The sequence below is a fragment of the Rhizobium sp. CB2179 genome, from assembly GCF_057653455.1.
In genome coordinates this window covers 216,104-233,662 of record NZ_JBYGKR010000002.1, presented here as the reverse complement: position 1 = coordinate 233,662, position 17,559 = coordinate 216,104, and the positions used below count along the sequence as shown (strand labels likewise).

16 protein-coding genes and 1 pseudogene are annotated in these 17,559 nt (G+C 61.8%); 8 read left to right on the top strand and 9 right to left on the bottom strand.

Annotated elements, in window-relative coordinates; genetic code table 11:
* Positions 1-54 precede the first annotated feature (54 nt).
* Complete coding sequence (locus AC244Q_RS25190) at positions 55-984, top strand: XdhC family protein (protein WP_128406658.1); 930 nt, start codon at positions 55-57, stop codon at positions 982-984.
* Positions 977-1,588 carry a nucleotidyltransferase family protein gene (locus AC244Q_RS25185; protein WP_128406659.1) on the top strand — a complete coding sequence of 204 codons (612 nt, stop codon included), beginning with the start codon at positions 977-979 and terminating at the stop codon, positions 1,586-1,588. The genes AC244Q_RS25190 and AC244Q_RS25185 overlap by 8 nt, the downstream gene beginning before the upstream one ends.
* Before the next feature lie 124 nt (positions 1,589-1,712).
* Here the strand turns inward: AC244Q_RS25185 and AC244Q_RS25180 are convergent, their stop codons facing one another.
* Positions 1,713-3,050: an epoxide hydrolase family protein gene (locus AC244Q_RS25180; protein ID WP_128406660.1), complete on the bottom strand. Its 1,338-nt coding sequence runs from the start codon at positions 3,048-3,050 to the stop codon at positions 1,713-1,715.
* A 186-nt stretch (positions 3,051-3,236) separates the two neighbouring features.
* Positions 3,237-3,836: a TetR/AcrR family transcriptional regulator gene (locus AC244Q_RS25175; RefSeq protein ID WP_012755140.1), complete on the bottom strand. Its 600-nt coding sequence runs from the start codon at positions 3,834-3,836 to the stop codon at positions 3,237-3,239.
* A 119-nt stretch (positions 3,837-3,955) separates the two neighbouring features.
* Between AC244Q_RS25175 and AC244Q_RS25170 the strand changes: the two genes are divergently transcribed.
* Positions 3,956-5,182, top strand: coding sequence for an MFS transporter (locus tag AC244Q_RS25170; protein WP_128406661.1), 1,227 nt, complete (start codon positions 3,956-3,958; stop codon positions 5,180-5,182).
* Positions 5,183-5,260: 78 nt separating this feature from the next.
* Here the strand turns inward: AC244Q_RS25170 and AC244Q_RS25165 are convergent, their stop codons facing one another.
* Positions 5,261-6,163, bottom strand: coding sequence for a LysR family transcriptional regulator (locus AC244Q_RS25165; protein ID WP_128406662.1), 903 nt, complete (start codon positions 6,161-6,163; stop codon positions 5,261-5,263).
* Between the two features lie 94 nt (positions 6,164-6,257).
* On the opposite strand from AC244Q_RS25165, the gene AC244Q_RS25160 reads away from it, so the two are divergent.
* Positions 6,258-6,581, top strand: coding sequence for a nuclear transport factor 2 family protein (locus AC244Q_RS25160; RefSeq protein ID WP_128406663.1), 324 nt, complete (start codon positions 6,258-6,260; stop codon positions 6,579-6,581).
* Entirely contained in the window at positions 6,578-7,357 is a 780-nt protein-coding gene (locus AC244Q_RS25155; protein ID WP_017996136.1) for an SDR family oxidoreductase, read from the top strand. Before AC244Q_RS25160 ends, AC244Q_RS25155 begins: the two co-directional genes overlap by 4 nt.
* A 20-nt stretch (positions 7,358-7,377) precedes the next feature.
* On the opposite strand, the gene AC244Q_RS25150 is transcribed toward AC244Q_RS25155, so the two are convergent.
* A complete protein-coding gene (locus AC244Q_RS25150) occupies positions 7,378-7,845 on the bottom strand; it encodes a MarR family winged helix-turn-helix transcriptional regulator (protein WP_003562381.1) in 468 nt (155 codons plus the stop codon).
* Between the two features lie 137 nt (positions 7,846-7,982).
* On the opposite strand from AC244Q_RS25150, the gene AC244Q_RS25145 reads away from it, so the two are divergent.
* Entirely contained in the window at positions 7,983-8,777 is a 795-nt protein-coding gene (locus tag AC244Q_RS25145; protein WP_128406664.1) for an alpha/beta fold hydrolase, read from the top strand.
* 193 nt (positions 8,778-8,970) lie between these two features.
* A pseudogene (locus AC244Q_RS25140) lies at positions 8,971-10,596 on the top strand (GMC family oxidoreductase).
* An 81-nt stretch (positions 10,597-10,677) separates the two neighbouring features.
* Here the strand turns inward: AC244Q_RS25140 and AC244Q_RS25135 are convergent.
* From AC244Q_RS25135 to AC244Q_RS25115, 5 genes are all read right to left on the bottom strand, one after another.
* Entirely contained in the window at positions 10,678-11,592 is a 915-nt protein-coding gene (locus tag AC244Q_RS25135; RefSeq protein WP_017996138.1) for an SMP-30/gluconolactonase/LRE family protein, read from the bottom strand.
* A gap of 14 nt (positions 11,593-11,606) precedes the next feature.
* A complete protein-coding gene (locus AC244Q_RS25130) occupies positions 11,607-12,557 on the bottom strand; it encodes an ABC transporter permease (RefSeq protein WP_017996139.1) in 951 nt (316 codons plus the stop codon).
* Positions 12,554-13,501: an ABC transporter permease gene (locus tag AC244Q_RS25125; RefSeq protein WP_003550647.1), complete on the bottom strand. Its 948-nt coding sequence runs from the start codon at positions 13,499-13,501 to the stop codon at positions 12,554-12,556. Before AC244Q_RS25125 ends, AC244Q_RS25130 begins: the two co-directional genes overlap by 4 nt.
* Entirely contained in the window at positions 13,498-14,946 is a 1,449-nt protein-coding gene (locus AC244Q_RS25120) for a sugar ABC transporter ATP-binding protein (RefSeq protein ID WP_032996975.1), read from the bottom strand. The genes AC244Q_RS25125 and AC244Q_RS25120 overlap by 4 nt, the downstream gene beginning before the upstream one ends.
* A 72-nt stretch (positions 14,947-15,018) precedes the next feature.
* Complete coding sequence (locus tag AC244Q_RS25115) at positions 15,019-16,035, bottom strand: ABC transporter substrate-binding protein (RefSeq protein ID WP_003562388.1); 1,017 nt, start codon at positions 16,033-16,035, stop codon at positions 15,019-15,021.
* 280 nt (positions 16,036-16,315) lie between these two features.
* On the opposite strand from AC244Q_RS25115, the gene AC244Q_RS25110 reads away from it, so the two are divergent.
* Entirely contained in the window at positions 16,316-17,554 is a 1,239-nt protein-coding gene (locus AC244Q_RS25110) for a GAF domain-containing sensor histidine kinase (RefSeq protein ID WP_128406665.1), read from the top strand.
* Positions 17,555-17,559 lie beyond the last annotated feature (5 nt).

Genomic DNA, 17,559 nt, shown 5'->3' with positions numbered 1-17,559 from the left:
TATTTCGGCGGCGGTCTCGAAAGCGGACCGCCGCCACTTCCTGTAGGATTTCCGATGGATCAGACACTTGCGCCCATCACGGCGCCAATTCCCGTCAGGGCCTCGTCCACCGACGATCCGTCGGACCTGCTTCGCTTCGCGATAGACGCCCATGGTCTTGGCGTGGCGGCGCTCGCCACTCTCGTTGACATCCGGGGCGGGGCCGCGCGGGCGCTCGGCGCTCATATGGCGGTTGCCGCAGACGGGCGGTTCTGCGGCTATGTCTCCGGCGGATGCGTCGAGGCCGCCGTCGCTTCCGAAGCGCTTCTGGCAATGGCGGAAGGACGGGACCGCACGGTCAAGTTCGGCGACGGCTCTCCCTTCTTCGACATTGTCCTTCCCTGCGGCGGCGGGATCACCGTCGCAATCCATGTCCTCAAAAATGTCGGCGCTTTGCGGGAGGTTCTCGATCGTCTCGAACGGCGGCAGGCAGCCGGTCTTGCCTATTCGCCAGAACGTCAGACGCTCGAAGCGGTAGACCCACTGTCACGGGCGTGCTGGCTCGAGCGAGATTTCCTGAGCGTCTACCGTCCCCGCACCCGCGTCGTCCTGTCCGGGCGGACGATCGAAGCGCAGGCCGTCGCACGATTGGCCGAAGCTTCCGGCTACGACGTGATCGTCAGAGGACAGGGCGAGGCGGGCAGGGTCGCAGCCGACATCATCGACCCCTTCACGGCCGTCGTGCTCCTGCATCATGACCTCGACGCCGAAGCCGCCATTCTCGCGACCGCGCTTCACTCACCCGCCTTTTATATCGGCGCGCTCGGCAGCACCCGGACGCATCATCGGCGTGTCGGGCGGTTGACAGCCATGGCTTTCGGAAAGGATGATATCGGTCGCATCAAGGCGCCCATCGGGATGTTCGGCCCGACGCGAGATGCAACCTCGCTCGCCCTGTCGGTTCTGGCTGACATCGCTGCGGCAAGACTGGTGGCTTATGCGTAAGGCGTCAGTCGCGATCGTCATTCTTGCTGCCGGCAAGGCAAGCCGGATGGGTGAGGGCGGGAAGCACAAGCTGCTGGCCGAGTTCGACGGCGTGCCGCTCGTGCGGCGGTCAACATTGACCGCGCTCGCTGCCGATGCAGCCTGCGTCATTGTCGTCACGGGCCATCGCCGGAGCGAGATCGAGGCCGCGCTCGATGGGCTCGCTCTGACTTTCGTCGACAATCCCGATTACGCCAGCGGCATGGCGAGCTCGCTCATAGCAGGATTCTCATCGAGGGACGCTGACAGCGCCGACGGCATTCTCGTCATGCTCGCCGATATGCCCGGCATTTCCACGACGCATCTCGATGCCCTGATTTCCGCCTTTCGCCACGCCGGCGGCGAGGCTGTCGTGCGCGCTGTTTCGCAGGGGAAGCCCGGCAATCCTGTTATCCTGCCATGTTCTCTCAGTCAGGCAGTCCTCAGGCTTGAAGGCGATGTCGGCGCGCGCGATATCATCGCCACATCAGGCCTGCCCGTGCTCGATGTCGATGTTGGCGACGCGGCCCTGCTCGATGTCGATACGCCGGACGAGGTATTGGCGGCGGGCGGCGCAATGAATTGATCCGCGGAAAATACAGTCGGATGAGGATGATTTGACGCAACGGCTCGAGCTGGATTCTCCGCGGCTTTGAATTCGCCACTCTCAGCCGCGGATATGCCAAGCCGCCATTCTGCGGCCGATGTCATCAACGCACCGATCTGAATGCCTCTCGCAGTTCCTCACCGAAAAGTTGGGGCTGTTCCCAGGCGGCGAAGTGACCGCCCATATCGACACGGTGGTAGTAATGCAGCGTGGGATAGGCCTGCTTGCTCCAACTCTCCGGCGCCTGGTAGATCTCCTTTGGGAATACGCTGATTGCCACCGGGATCTTGATCTCTTTGGTCTTCTGGGCGTCTGAGCTGAAGTTGTTGTTGTTGTTTTCCCAATAGAACCGCGACGAGGATGCCCCAGTGTTGGTCAGCCAGTACAATGTGATGTCATTCAGCATTTCGTCCTTGGAAAAAACACGCTCGGGAATGCCCTCGCTATCGCTCCATTGCGCAAATTTTTCGTAGATCCAGGCAGCTAGGCCCGACGGCGAGTCGGAAAGCGAGTAGCCGATCGTCTGCGGACGCGTCACCATCACGGCCCCATAGGCGGCATTCCGGCCAAAAAAGGTGCTCAGGGATTCATAGGCATCCCGCTCGGGCGCCGACAGCCCTGCGGGAGCCGGGTCTCCACTGTTGACCGCCTTGGTGAGATTGCCCGGAACGGTCGCCGGCATGTTGAGATGGATACCAAGCAAACCCTTCGGTGCCTGGCGCGCCAGCGCGTCCGAGATAACGGAACCATGGTCGCCACCCTGGGAAACGTAGTGCGCGTAGCCGAGCCGCTTCATCAGGATGTCCCATGCTCGCGCAACGCGGTCGGGGCCCCAGCCAAGCTCCGTCGGCTTACCCGAAAAGCCGTAGCCGGGGATGGAAGGGATGACGACATCAAATGCGTCCTCCGCTTTACCGCCATAGGCAGTCGGATCGGTAAGAGGGCCGATCGCCTTGATGAACTCGAAGGTCGAACCCGGCCAACCATGGGTCAAAATGACCGGAAGGGCGTTGGGATGACGCGATCGCACATGGATGAACTGGATATCGACCCCGTCGATCGTCGTGATGAATTCCGGAAGTGCATTGAGCTCAGCCTCGGCTTTGCGCCAATCGTAATCAGTGCCCCAGTAACGGACCAGATCCTGGACGCGCGAAAGCTGGATGCCTTGCGAGGTGTCGCTCACGGTCTCCTTGTCTGGCCAACGCGTTTCGGCAATGCGCTTGCGCAGATCATCAAGCTGTGACTGCGGAACGTGGATCTGGAACGGGCGGATCGTTTCGTCGGCCTCGATCGGCGTCGCCGGCCCTTCCGATGTGACGTCGGCGGCACTCGCCGGCACAAGGTAACCGGCTGGGAACAGCAACATCGGTCCAACCGCCATCACCATTGCTCCGCGGGCAAGCCGGCGCCAGGCGCGAATATTGTCAAACTTCTTCATGTGGCACTCCATGTTCTTGTCGCCCAGGGCGACATTTCGTGACGGAGTGATGTCTGACGGGTCTGCGTATCTGGCATGTTTCAGGAAATGCCAAAAACGTATCAGAGTGTGGAGCGGTGGCTAGAGAGCGGCAGGAACGCGATCGTCAAGGGAACGACCCAGGCCCGATGGCGCCTGAATAGAAAATCAAACACCTCCTTGCTGCCTGCGGAGGCTGCCCAACATAGCCTTGAATCCCGCGACCGCCCGCTTCGAAACCGCCTCCGGATTCTCGGCATTGGCGATCCACAGCGCCATATGGCTGCTAGCGCCATTGATGAGGCGAGCGGCGGTTTCGGTGTCGATATCGATGATCTCGCCATCGGCCTTGAGACGGTCGAGGCTGCGGGAGAGGGCGGCGATGCAGCCGGGGGTGTTCTGCCATTGCGAGATATCGCCGAGCACAGCCGGGCCATCGCGAAACATGATACGCTGGATTTCAGGCTCAAGCGCCATTTCGATATAAGCGGAGCACTCGTCGACAAATCCCTGCCAGCGCGTGGGAGCGGCGGCCGAGACCTCGTTCAGCCGGTCCGTCATTTCCGCATCGATTTCGATGATGACGGCCTGGAGCAGGCCCGTCTTGTCACCGAAGTGGTGATAGAGGGCGCCGCGCGTCAGTCCCGCTTCGCCGGTGAAATCGTCCATCGAGGCTTCCGCGTAGCCGATCGTGCCAAAGGCACGCCGCCCGGCTGCGATCAGTTTGCCGCGGGTCTCTGCGATCATCTCCTGGCGCGGTTTGCGCATCTCTTCTCCATTGGCATACGCCGCGTATCTTTTTCATTGACATACGGAACGTATGCATTATCTAAAACACATACGCTCCGTATATAAGCGTTCTATCCGATATCTGGAAGGATCGTCCCATGTCAAATCCGTATAAACAAATATTCGCGGCACCTGGGGCCAAGGGCTTCTCCGCAGCCGGCTTTTTCGCACGCCTTCCTATCGCCATGGCGCCGATTGGCATCGTCGCCATGCTTTCCCAGGCACGTGGCGAATATTGGCTGGCAGGCGCCGTGTCGGCGACCTATGCGCTCACCAATGCTATGATTTCACCGCAGATTTCGCGAGCAGTCGACCGACTGGGCCAGACGGCAGTCGTCGTTCCAACAACCATGGTATCGGTGATGGCGTTCATCGCGCTGATCACCGCGGCCAATCAGAACTGGCCGGTGTGGACGCTATTTGCCTCTGCCTTCCTCGCGGCGGCCATGCCAAGCATTCCGGCGCTGATGCGGGCGCGCTGGACGGAACTCTTTCGCAACCGGCCCGAACTCAACACCGCCTTCGCGTTCGAAAGTGCCGCGGACGAACTGGTCTACATCGCCGGCGCCTCGCTGTCGGTCGGGCTGGCCGTCGCCCTATTCCCGGAAGCCGGCATGATAGTGAGCACAGCTTTTCTGGCGCTCGGAACGGTCGCGTTCATCGTGCAGCGCGGCACCGAGCCGAAGGTGCGTCATGTCGCCGGCGCGGCTTCGGTTGGCTCTGCGATCCGCCAGCGCCCGGTGCAGATCATCACACTCGCGCTGATCTTCGTCGGCGCGATCTTCGCAACCGCTGAGGTGAGTGTTGTCGCCATCACCAAGGAGCTTGGTCAGCCGAATGCCGCAAGCCTGGTCATCGGTGTCTATGCCCTCGGTTCCTTCCTAGTGGGTTTGACCCTCGGCGCGCTTAATCTGCGTATCCCCTTGCACCGTCAGCTGCTTATCGCTGTTGCGATCCTCGCCCTGACCTCGCTGCCGCTGCTCGTCGCCGGCAGTTCGGTAACCCTGCTTGCTGTGGCCGTCTTCGTCAGTGGCATCGCAATCTCGCCGACCTTTATTACGGCCTTCGGACTGATTGAGCGTCGCGTGCCGGAATCGGTGCTGACGGAAGGCGTCACCTGGGTAATGACCGGCATCGGCATCGGCATGGCGCTCGGCGCTTTCGTCTCCGGCTGGGTCGTCGACAGCTACGGTCCCCAGAGCGGATTCTGGGTGTCTGCAGCCGCCGGGGCCGCAACCGTCCTTATCATTGCGCTCGGTCAGCGCACCCTCTTGGGAGAGTGCAACGGCGGGGAAGATTGCGCGATGCTGGAACCGGCGCAGTAGTACGCGGGCGGTAGGCAGGAGCGACGCAGGAGGGTTCACCGCCAACGGTTCTAAACCGTTCAAGGTGAAGGCAGTGGGTCAACCCACTTTTCGGGAGAACTCACGAGCTAAGTCGAGGAATGCTCGGACGCCAGCCGATAGATTTCGGGGTCCAGGATAGTATAGACATAGCCCTGGATACGGCGGCGTCCAATCTTTCAAAACGCGCACAACGCGCCCCGCCTCTATGTCCGAGAGAATGTCCTGTTCAAAGAGATAGCCCACGCCGGCGCTTTCGATCACAGCAGTCCGCGTAAGACTGGTCTCGTCGAGTGCGATTGGCCCCCGCACGTCGATCTGCAACGACTCGCCGTCCTTTTCGAACCGCCATCGAAACAAGGAGCCGTCTGGCAGGCGAACACGAATGCACCTGTGACTGAGAAGATCCGGAGGCACCGTGGGCTTACCATGTTTCTCGAAATACTCGGGCGACCCAACCACTGCGTGTCGCTGAGGCCGGCCGAGCGAAACGGCAATCATGTCGCTGGGAACGAGGCCTTCTACCCTGACGCCCAGATCGAACCCGTCCTTGACGATATCGACCATTTTACCCTCGGTAACGATATCGACATTCATGTCGGGATAGCGGCGCAGGAACTCCAGCACGAGCGGTGAGACGATGGCGCGCGCCGCAAATGGCGCTGCGTTGATCCGTATCGTACCGGAAGGAGTCTCGCGGTGGGAGCGTACCAGATCCAGAGCAGCATGGAGATCCTGAAGCGTGGGCCCAACCTGCTGCACAAACAACCGGCCGGCATCCGTCAGCGACACACTGCGGGTGGTGCGGTTAAACAACCGCACGCCAAGTCCCGCCTCGAGCCTGCTTATCGTATGGCTCAACGCGGTCGTGGACATACCGAGATCAATGGCCGCTGCTCGAAAAGTCCCGCGCCTGGCAATTGCAATGGCCGCTTCAAGTTCCTTCAGGCTGGATAGCTCCATCGTCCCGATCTGTTCATCATCGCATGCCGGTTTATCCCACTTATTTACGCAATGGTCGAGGGATAAGTATCGGTTAGATTATGAGGAGAACACAATGGACATGCCCGGTATCATAAACACGTACTTTGAAGCAGACCGTCGCAATGACGCGGATGCGCTGCTGGACACCTTTGCGATCGAAGCCGTCGTCGAAGACGAAGGGGCGCACCATCAAGGCGTCGCCGCAATCCGCGAGTGGTGGGTGGCGGCGAAGAAGGCCACCCAATACCGTGCAGAACCCGTGGAATCCGCGATTGACGGCAACAAAGCAATCGTCCGAGCAAGGGTGAGCGGCCAGTTTCCCGGTAGCCCGGTGATGCTCACCCACGGCTTCACCCTCAAGGACGACAGGATCGTCTGGCTGGAGATCTGGTCATGACCGACTTTCTCAACCTGAGGGGCAAACGCGCACTCATTACCGCTGGAACAAAAGGTACCGGCGCTGCAACCGTCAGCCTGTTTCGGGAGCTAGGCGCAAAGGTGCTGACGACAGCGCGGGGCCGTCCGGAAAGCCTGTCGGAAGAAATGTTCGTCGAGGCGGACCTGACCACGGAAGAGGGATGTGCAATCGTCGCAGAGGCCACGCGGCGGCGCCTTGGCGGCGTCGACGTCATCGTCCATATGCTCGGTGGCTCTTCAGCGGCCGGAGGTGGATTTTCTGCACTGTCGGAAGACGACTGGCATAAGGAGCTGTCGCTCAACCTTTTTCCAGCCGTTCGCCTGGATCGGCAACTGGTTCCGGGCATGGTCGCTCAAGGAAACGGTGTGGTGGTGCATGTGACATCCATCCAGAGAGTCCTGCCGCTTCCAGAATCGACGACCGCCTATGCTGCAGCCAAGGCAGCACTTTCCACTTACAGCAAGGCGATGTCGAAGGAAGTTTCGCCCAAAGGTGTTCGTGTCGTTCGGGTGTCGCCGGGCTGGATCGAAACGGAAGCTTCGGTCCACCTTGCAGAGCGCCTGGCGAAGCAGGCCGGAACTGACCTTGAGGGGGGCAAAAAGATCATCATGGACGGGCTGGGCGGCATTCCGCTGGGGCGTCCGGCAAAGCCGGAAGAGGTCGCAAACCTGATTGCCTTCCTCGCTTCGGACCGGGCTGCATCAATCACTGGTACCGAATATACGATCGATGGAGGGACAGTGCCAACAGCCTAGGCGCCGACATACACGGCAAATCAGGCGGGTGCGTCCCACCCGCCGATCTGGGAATAGATCGCGTTGCGGAGATGGCGGACGTCGCGGTTCAGAGCGCCCAATTCCTGTGGCGTCTGGGTCGAGGCAGCAAGCAAGGTGTCGCTCAGACAACCAGCCTTGTGCTGTAAGGCCCTGCCTTCGTCGGTCAACGCAATCAACACCTGGCGCTCGTTGCTCAGGTTTCTGGTCCTGCGAAGCAGGCCGGATACTTCAAGGCGCTTTAGAAGCGGCGTCAGCGTGCTGGATTCCAGGGCAAGGGCGTTGGCAATGGCACCCACCGTTTGTCCATCTTCGCTCCATAATACGTTGAGCACGAGATACTGCGGGTACGTCAGGCGCAACTCATCGAGAAGGGGCTTGTAAGCGCGCTGGATGGCAATACCAGCTGTATAAATTGCGTAGCACAATTGGTCGTGCAGAGGGGGCGGGTCGTTATGGCGTTTGGTCATTGTGAGCTCCTGTAAACTCCATATAGCCCATGCAAGCGGGAATTTAAATATCGCGATAATAATTATCTTGACGCCCGAGCTGAAGTCTGCAAGCTTATATATATCGCGATAATAGTTATCGCTCATAGGGAAAAGCCATGACACCCAAGACCACGACTACCGTTGCCGCAATCGCAGCCGCCGCCGCATTGTCTGCCGCCATACCGGCGGACGCCGCCGACACCATTCCTCAAAACCAGTCAGTAAAAAATGTTGTTCTCGTCCATGGCGCATTTGCGGACGGCTCTGGCTGGAGGGGTGTTTACGACAATCTGACAAAGCGCGGCTATCGCGTCACCATCGTGCAGAACCCGCTGACCTCGCTGGAAGACGATGTCGCGGCCACCAAACGTGCGCTTGAGCGGCAGGACGGTCCGGTCATTCTCGTCGGACATTCCTGGGGCGGCACAGTCATCACGGAAGCGGGCATCGACGCAAAGGTTGCAGGCCTCGTCTATGTTTCTGCTCTATCCCCAGATGCTGGCGAGACAACGGCACAGCAATACGAAGGATTTGCTCCCGCATCGGAGTTCGTCATCGAGACCACCAGGGACGGCTTCGGTTATGTCAGCCCGGAAAAGTTCAAGGCTGGCTTTGCTCATGACGTCAGCGGCGCCGATGTTGCATTCATGAGGGACGCGCAGGTGCCGATCAACATGTCGGCGTTCGGCACCAAGCTCGAAAATGCTGCCTGGCGCACCAAGCCCAGCTGGGCCGTCATTGCTACCGAGGACAAGGCATTTGATCAGGCGATGCTGATCCACATGGCAGAGCGCATCAAGGCGAAGATCATCAAGGTTTCGGCAAGCCACGCCCTGTTCATGACGCAGCCGAAGGTGGTCGCGGATACCATTGATCAGGCCGCTAAGGCCGTCTCGGCGAAGAAGCAATGACAGACGCAGCCTCATCAGGATATCCGCACTGTCCCGATGACGACGAGCAGGGGCTGTCGAACCGAGCGAGGTCGGGCTAAAGCGAGCACATAAAAGGCCGCACGATCTCGGACTGGGATCCATTGCCCGCATTCGCCCCGGGGGGATCCCCAGCAAATTCGCTATTGTTGAATCCATTCACGGAGGTAGTCACGTGAAGCTGAATAGTCATGACCAAAATGCACTCGAAAATCCGCCCATTCCTCAGAGCGAGGTCGGTGATGTTTTCGACTTCATCGTCTGCGGCGCCGGGTCCAGCGGCTCCGTTGTCGCTGCGCGACTGGCAGAGAGTGGGAACGCGAATATTCTGCTGCTCGAGGCCGGCGGAGATGATGCCGCTGAGACCGTCACCAACCCTGCGCAGTGGCCACTCAATCTCGGCTCGAGCCGGGACTGGGGCTTTGTTGGACAACCGGCCCCCGGCCTGGATGGTCGACGTCTCCCTTTCAGCATGGGCAAGGGGCTCGGTGGCGGTTCGAGCATCAATGTCATGGTGTGGGCCAGAGGACACAAGGGAGATTGGGACCACTTTGCTGCTGAAGCCGGCGATGAGACGTGGGGCTACCAGTCGATCCTCGGCTACTATCGCCGGGTCGAAGACTGGCGCGGCGCTCCGGACTCAACGCGGCGCGGCGTGGGAGGACCGGCCTACGTAGCGCAGCCGCAGGCGCCCCAACCGATCGCAAAGGCGCTGTTGCGTGCGGCATCCGCTATCGGCATTCCCGTCTACGACAGCCCGAACGGTGAAATGATGGAGGGGCCAGGAGGGGCATCGATCGCTGAACTGCGGATCCGAGATGGCAAGCGGGAATCCGTGTTCGGATCCTATGTCCGTCCGCTCATGTCGCGGCCGAACCTGACGGTGCTGACCGATGCCCTGGTCACGCGTCTCATCTTCGATGGCAAGCGGGTGATTAGGGTCGAGGTTCTTGTCGATGGTCAGCGACGTCAGTTCACGGCGCGTTGCGAGACGGTGCTGTCGCTTGGCGCGATCAACACGCCGAAAGTCTTGATGCAGTAGGGTATAGGCCCGGAAGATGAGTTACAAGCTCATGGCATTCCTGTCGTTCAGCACTTACCTGGTGTTGGTCGCAATCATCAGGATCACCTCGCATTCGGCTGCACCTGGGCATATCGAAAGCCTGAAACCATCGGTGGTAGCGGCTGCGAAGCAAAACTATATTGGAAAAGCGACTCGCGTCTTGCCCAGCCGGACATTCTTCAGTGCCAGTTGGAGTTCGCCGTGCCTGCGCCGATCGAGACGGGTCTCCAAACGCCCGAACATGGCTGGACAATGTTTAGCGGTCTCGCCCAACCGCAAAGCCGTGGTCGACTACGGCTCTCCGGCCCGGATACAAATGACCCCATCCTAATCGAACCCAACTCTTTGAGTGAACCAGAAGACATGGCTGCTGCCCTGGTCGCGGTGGAGCTATGCCGGGAACTGGGAAACAGCGAAGCGTTTACGCCGCTGGTGACAGGAGAGACAGCGCCAGGCGCGCGCGATCGATCGGGAATGATTGACTTCATCCGCAGATCGGCCGTCACCTACTGGCATCAATCCTGCACAGCCAAGATGGGACGCGACAGCATGTCGGTGGTCGATAACGAGCTCAAAGTGTACGGTATTGATGGCCTTCGCATCGCAGACTCCTCGATCATGCCTCGCATCACCACCGGCAACACGATGGCGCCTTGTGTTGTCATCGGAGAGCGGGCGGCCGATCTGATCCGGGAAATGCATGGCCTTACGAGCGGAGGGTTCAATCAGCCCATATGATGAAGAGATTTATGTGCACTCGGCGGCCAGCATACGGGGCGGGCCGCCGAGCTTTTTGTAGCAACGGTTTGTATTGCGACCTCACGGCACCTGAGCCCCACTCACCGCCACATAAACCGAATAAACCGACCGCGTCGCCGCAATAAACAAACGGTTGCGTTGAGGCCCGCCGAAGGTGAGGTTGGCGACGGTCTGCGGTACCCGGATCTTGCCGATCAGTGTACCCGCCGGGTCGAAGCAGTGCACGCCATCGGCCGCACTCGACCAAAGGTTCCCGTTCACGTCCGTGCGGATGCCGTCAGGAATGCCGTTGTCGATCAGGCAGAAGACGCGGCCGTTTGCCAGCCTGATGCCGTCGATCACGTCGAAAGCGCGGATGTGGCGCGGCAGGCTTTCGTCATGGCTGGCGGCCGAATCCGCCACATAGAGGATTGTCTCGTCGGGCGAGAAGGCGAGGCCGTTCGGCTGAATGAAATCCGTGACGACTGCGGAAAGCGCCCCGGTCGTCGGATCGAGCCGGTAGACGTTGCGGGTAGCTTGCTCCGGCTCGGCGCGATAACCTTCATAGTCCGACATGATACCGTAGGTTGGGTCGGTGAACCAGATCGAGCCGTCTGATTTCACCACCACATCGTTCGGCGAATTGAGCCGGGCGCCCTCGAAACGGTCGGCAAGGACGGTGATCGAGCCGTCGATCTCGGTGCGGGTGACACGGCGCGCGCCATGTTCGCAGGAGATCAACCGTCCCAGCCTGTCGCGCGTATGGCCGTTGGTGAAGTTGGAGGGTTGGCGATAGACGGAGACGCCGCTCTCGGGCGTCCAACGCAGCATGCGCTGGTTGGGAATGTCGCTCCACAGCAGCTGGTTCGCATCGTTGAACCAGACGGGACCCTCCGCCCAGCGGCAGCCGGAATAGAGTTCGTCCAGACCGGCACTGGTCACGATCATCTGCCGGAAGCGCGGGTCGTGGATTTCGTAAATGCTGGCCTCGGCCATGGCGGTTTTCCCGTTTATCGCATGCCGGCCCGGCGACCGCCGGCGAGCATGATAACGCTGATGATGATAAGGCCGGTCATGATCAGGCGGATGCCCGCGCCGAACCCATAAGTATTGAGCATGGAGACGACCAGGAACATGAAGAGCGATGCGCCCCAGATGCCCGGTACGTTGGAATCGCCGCCGGCAACCGCCGTGCCGCCGATCACGACGACGGCGATCGACATCAGCAGATATTCCGTGCCCATGTTGAGCGCCGCGCCGCCGGAGAAACAGGCGAGCAGATAGCCTGCGACCGATGCGAGAACCGCACAGAAAAGGTAGGTGACGAGACGCGTGCCATCGACCGGTATGCCGGCCATGCGCGCTGCCGGCATGCTCTGCCCGATCGCCGAGATCCAGCGTCCGTAGATCGTCTTCTCGAGCAGGAACCAGGCCAGCAGCGAGATCAGGAATGCGACGATCGCCACATTCGGCACGCCGAGCGTGTTCGACGTGGTGAACTCCGCCAGCACGCTCGGCGGCTTGATGCGCAATCCGCGGTTCGTCCAGATCGCTGCGGACTGGACGATGAAGCTCATGGAAAGCGTGGCGATGATCGGCGGAATGCGCAGCGCCTTGATGAGCGCATAATTGCCGAGGCCGACGACAAGGCCGATGACGATGGCGACGAGAAGCCCGGGCAGGATCATGCCGTTTTCGACATTCATCAGCTTCAGCGCAACCGTGCCGGCAAGCGTCATGGTGGCGGGAACCGAGAGATCGATGTTGCCGGGGCCGAGCGTGATGACGAACATCTGGCCGATGCCGACGATGACCGAGAAAGCCGCGAAGGTGAGTGCTGCCTGCGACAGGCCAAGCGTGCTGGCGCCGAACGTCACCATGATCGTCAGGAACCAGACGACAAAGGCGGCAAGCCACGACCAGATCCAGGGTTTGCGGAACAGGCGCAGGAGCGGGGTCATCGGCGTTTCTCCCGCTTCTCCAGGCGGTTCAGCATCAGCCGAAGTGCCAGCACGATGATCAGGATCGCGCCCTGAGCCCCGATCTGCCAGTCCGGCGAAATGCGCAGGAAGGACAGGAACGAGCCGGCAAGAGTCAGTGTCAGCGCGCCGATGACGGCGCCGATCGGGGAAACGCGGCCGCCGATGAACTCGCCGCCGCCGAGGATCACGCCGGCGATCGACAGCAGCGTGTAGCGCAACGCGATATTGGCATCAGCCGAGGTCGTCAGGCCGACGAGGGCGATGCCGGCGAGCACCGCAAAGAGGCCGGCAAGACCATAGGCGGCAGCGCGCGCCCCGACAATCGACCAGCCGGCGCGCTCGACCGAACGCTGGTTACCGCCAATGCCGCGCATCAGCACGCCGAGCGACGACCGCATGACGAGAAGGTGGGCGACCAAGGCGATGACGATGCTGGCGACGATCGCCATCGGCGCCAGCGGCGGCTTGACGGTCATCAGCCAGCGCACCCAGTCCGGCGCCTGTCCGCCCGGTGCCGGCAGCAGCAGGACGGCAAGGCCACCCCAGACGAAGCTCATGCCAAGGGTCACGACAATGGACGGCAGGTTGCGTAGATAGATGACGACGCCGAGGCCCGCATAGGTTGCGATCGCGCCGGCCAGGATCAGCACGCCGATCACCGGGGCATCCCGCAGAAAGGTCGCGGTGACGCAGGCGACGAAGCTGACGAAGGCGCCCATCGAGAGATCGAGATCGTTGACCGCCATCACGATCATCTGGGCGATCGTCGCAAGCGCGATCGGCACAGCCAGGTTGAACAGCAGGTTGAGCCCGACATAGCTCATGGCGCGCGGCTGCAGCCAGAAGACGGCGGCGAGCAGCAGCGTCAGCGATAGGGCGGGAATGGCTAGACGCAGGGCGTCGGACGACAGCCGGAACGTCATGCGGCGACCCCTTCGAAGGAGGCGGCGATGATGTTCTTCTCGTTGACCGCGTCGCCGGCGAGTTCGGCCGTGATGCGGCCTTCGCGGAAGACGTAGACGCGGTCGCAGAGGCGAACCTCGTCCATCTCGGTCGAGTACCAGATGAAGGTGCGGCCGCGCGCCGCTTCCTCGCGGATGATCGCGTAGACCTCCTGCTTGGTGCCGACGTCGACACCGCGCATCGGATCGTCCATCAGGACGACAGGTGCGCGCGTCGCAAGCGCGCGGGCAAAGAGCACCTTCTGCTGGTTGCCGCCCGAAAGCGACAGGATGCGGTTGTCCATATGGGGCGTGCGGATCTCGATCCGCCGCTTCCAGTCGGCGCCCTTCGCCTCTTCTTCGCCCGCGAGGATGAGGCCGCGCCGGGAGAGGTCACCGAGCGAGGCGATGGAGAAGTTGCGCAGGATGCTCCAGAGTTCGAAGACGCCGTTGAGGCGGCGGTCGCCGGCAACGAAGGTGACGAGCGGATCGCGCTGGGGCAGCCAGTTGCTCGACTGGGCGGCATGCAGGGCAAGCAGGAGCTCGGTCTGCCCATGGCCGGCCAGACCCGCCAGTCCGATGATCTCGCCCTTGCGGGCCGCAAAGGGAAGACCCTTCGCCTGATGGGACAGAACGAGCGGAGCGATGGATTGTTCGCGGGCCGAGCGCTTGGTTTCCTCCTTCGCAACAGTGCCCATTGCTTCGACGAGGCCGTGATGGTCGAAGCCCTGCGCCGGGCGCTCGGCGACGACGCGGCCGTCCTTCATGACGACAATGCGGTCGGAGGTTTCGAGGATCTCGTGCAGGATATGAGAGATGAAGATGACGGACCCGCCCGTGGCGATGAAGCGGCGGACATGGTCGAGCATCTGCCGGGCAAGGCTTGCATCGAGCGACGAGGTCGGTTCGTCGAGGATCACCAGACGCGGCGCAATGCCGGCGTCGGAAAAGGCCATTGATATCTCGACCATCTGCCGCTCGGCGATCGAAAGATCCCCCACGGCCCGGCTGCTGTCGATGCCATGGCCGGGAAAGACGGCGTCGAGGCTCGTTTCGATGATTTGTGCGGCGCGCCTTCGCCAGCCGAAGCCTCCGAGATGGCGATGCATGATGCGCGTGTTCTCGACGATCGAAAGGTTGGGGCAGAGCGAAAGCTCCTGGAAGACGCAGCGCACACCGCGGGCACGCGCAGCGTTGATGCCATAACGCTCCAGCCGTTCGCCGTCGCTTGCCACACCTCCTTCGTGCGGTGTGAGACCGCCGTTGATGACGCTGACGATGGTGGACTTGCCGGCGCCATTGTGTCCGACAAGCCCGACGCATTCGCCCGGCATGACGCGAAGGGTCACGCCATCGAGTGCCCTGACTGCGCCGAAACTCACCTTGGCGCCATCGACGGCGATCACCGCCTTCAAAACGTCATCCATGCTGCCCGCCATGCCTGCTTGAAAAAAAATGCCGCGCGACCTTCTGCGGATGCGCGGCAGTCGCCGGGAGAATTACTTTGCGGACTCGATGACCTTGATTGCGTCTGCCTGCGTGTATTCCACGTTGGCGACGCCGCCGGCCTGGGTATTGGCGAGGTTGGTTTCGAGATTGTCCTGGTCGATGCGCAGGAAGGGCACGACGAGGTCCTTCTTGACTTCCTTACCGTCGAGGATCTGCTGGGCCACCCAGAAAGCGAGTGTGGAGACGCCTGGCGCGATGGATACGGACATGGTCTCGTAGCTCTTCGCGTCCTTCTGCTCCTTCCACCACTTCAGTTCGTCCTCGCGGTTGCCCATGATAATGATCGGCATCTTCCGGTCGGTTGCGGCAATCGCCTGTGCGGCGCCATAGCCGTCACCGCCCTGCGTTACGACGCCGGCGATGTCGGGCAGGCTCGGCAGGATGCCGGCAACAGCCTTCTGCGCCACGTCCTGCGCCCAGTCGCCGTGAACGGAGCCAACAATCTTGAACTGCGGGAACTGCTTGACACCGTCGTGGATGCCCGCCGAGATTTCGTCGTCGACGAAGACACCGGCAAGGCCGCGGATCTCGAGCAGGTTGCCGCCGTCCGGAAGTTTCTTCGATAAGTACTCGACCTCACTGCGGCCCATTTCCTTGAAGTTGACGGCGATACGCCAGGCGCAGGGTTCGGTGACGATACCATCGAAGGACACGACGGTGATCCCGGCGTCGCAGGCTTCCTTGACCGCACCGTTCAGCGCCGTCGGCGAGGCGGCGTTCAGCACGATGGCGTCATAACCCTGCAGGATCATGTTCTGGATCTGCGCGGCCTGTTCCGTCGCCTGGTTCTCGGCGGTGGTGAAAGGGTCGGCTGCGGCAACGGTGCCGGCCTTCACGGCTTCGCCCGTCACCTTGCCCCAACTCGTCAGCATGGCCTGGCGCCACGAATTGCCGGCATAGTTGTTGGAAAGGGCGATTTTCTTGGCCGATGTCTCGGCAAAGGCGGAAACGGGCATCGCGGCGCAAGCAATAGCGGCCGATGCCAGAAGCATCTTACGGATTGTCATGTCTTCCTCCCTGATGATCGCGCTGGTCGGCGGATCGCTTCACTCCTGCCGGCCCAATTGGGTCCGAGTGAAAATTGTTCTTGCACTGAGCTTCCTCCTCTCAGTAAGGGCAGGATGCGGGAGATCGACCGGCCTGTACAGGGGCAAGGCGGCAATCCGTTTGCGGGATTTGCGCAACAAGCTGCGGGTTTACGCAAGACGGCGGCGCTTCCGCGGGCGCTTACTGCGAAGGGTCGCGGCGGGTTGAGGAGCCTGCTGCCGCCTCGGGGAGGAACTGACGATGCTGCATCTCGTACCCGCAGCCATGTTCGACCATTATCTCGGCATTTCCCGGCTGCTCGCGGGCCAGCTCGACTTCCGCTCGGCTATCCGTTCCGTCGCGGCCGAGGTCGCCCATATCATCCCGCACGACCACCTCGATGTCTGCGTGCTGCTTGAGGGCGGTAACTACCACACGGCCTACGAGACGGGCATCGAGACCGCCTGGGGCGGGCTTGCCGGTGCGCCTGTTGTCAACAGCCCCATCCGCGCGCTGCTCTGGGGCGAGGTGGATTTTCTGCTGGCGGACGACGCCATGACCGACCCTCGTTTCCACTTCGAGGGCGCGTTCAAGCGGCCGATCGTCGAACAGTCGCTGAGAAGCCGCTTGCATGTGCCGATGAAGGTGCAGGGCACGATCATCGCGGCGCTTTCCTGCTCGTCGCACCGGGCGGGCGTCTATACGATGGAGGATATCGAACGCGCCCGCATCATCGCCGACCTGCTGACGCCCTATTTCTTCGCGCTGCAGGCGGCCGAGCAGGCGCAACGCTCGGCCATTGTCGAGGCAGAGGCCCGCGCCCGCGAGGAGGGCTTGCGGCAAGGTGCACTGAAATTGACCGAAGCCCTGGAGCAGGAACGCCAGCGCATCGGCATGGACCTGCACGACCAGACGCTCGCCGACCTGACGCGGCTCGCCCGCCGGATCGATCGACTGTCGCGCCACGGCGAGGTGGCGCCCGAGACGCTGGAGCCGATCTCCCGTTCCCTGCAGCATTGCATGCAGGATCTGCGGCAGATCATCGAGCAGGCAAAACCCTCCGTGCTCCAGCTCTTCGGCCTCGCCCAAGCGATCGAACATCATCTGGACCGATCGACCCGCGACAGCGGATCGGGGATCGAATGGGGCCTTGTCGACGAGACGCACGGCGCACTGGAGCGACTGGAACCGACCGTCAGCGTCGCGCTGTTTCGGATTGCCCAGGAAGCGATCAACAATGCGGTGCGCCATGCCGCGCCCCTGGCCGTTACGGTGCGGCTTGAGGCCGACGAGGAGCGGCTGTCGATCGAAATCTCCGACGACGGGACCGGGCTCACCAAGGCGCGGGGACGGATCGGCGGCGGCATCGACAATATGAAGACCCGTGCGCGGCTGATTTCGGCGCGGTTCACGACCGGCCCCGGCCACAACAATCGCGGCACTGTGGTGCGCGTCGTGCTACCGCTCGTACCGAACCACCCGGCAATCGGGCCAAACTGAGGAGA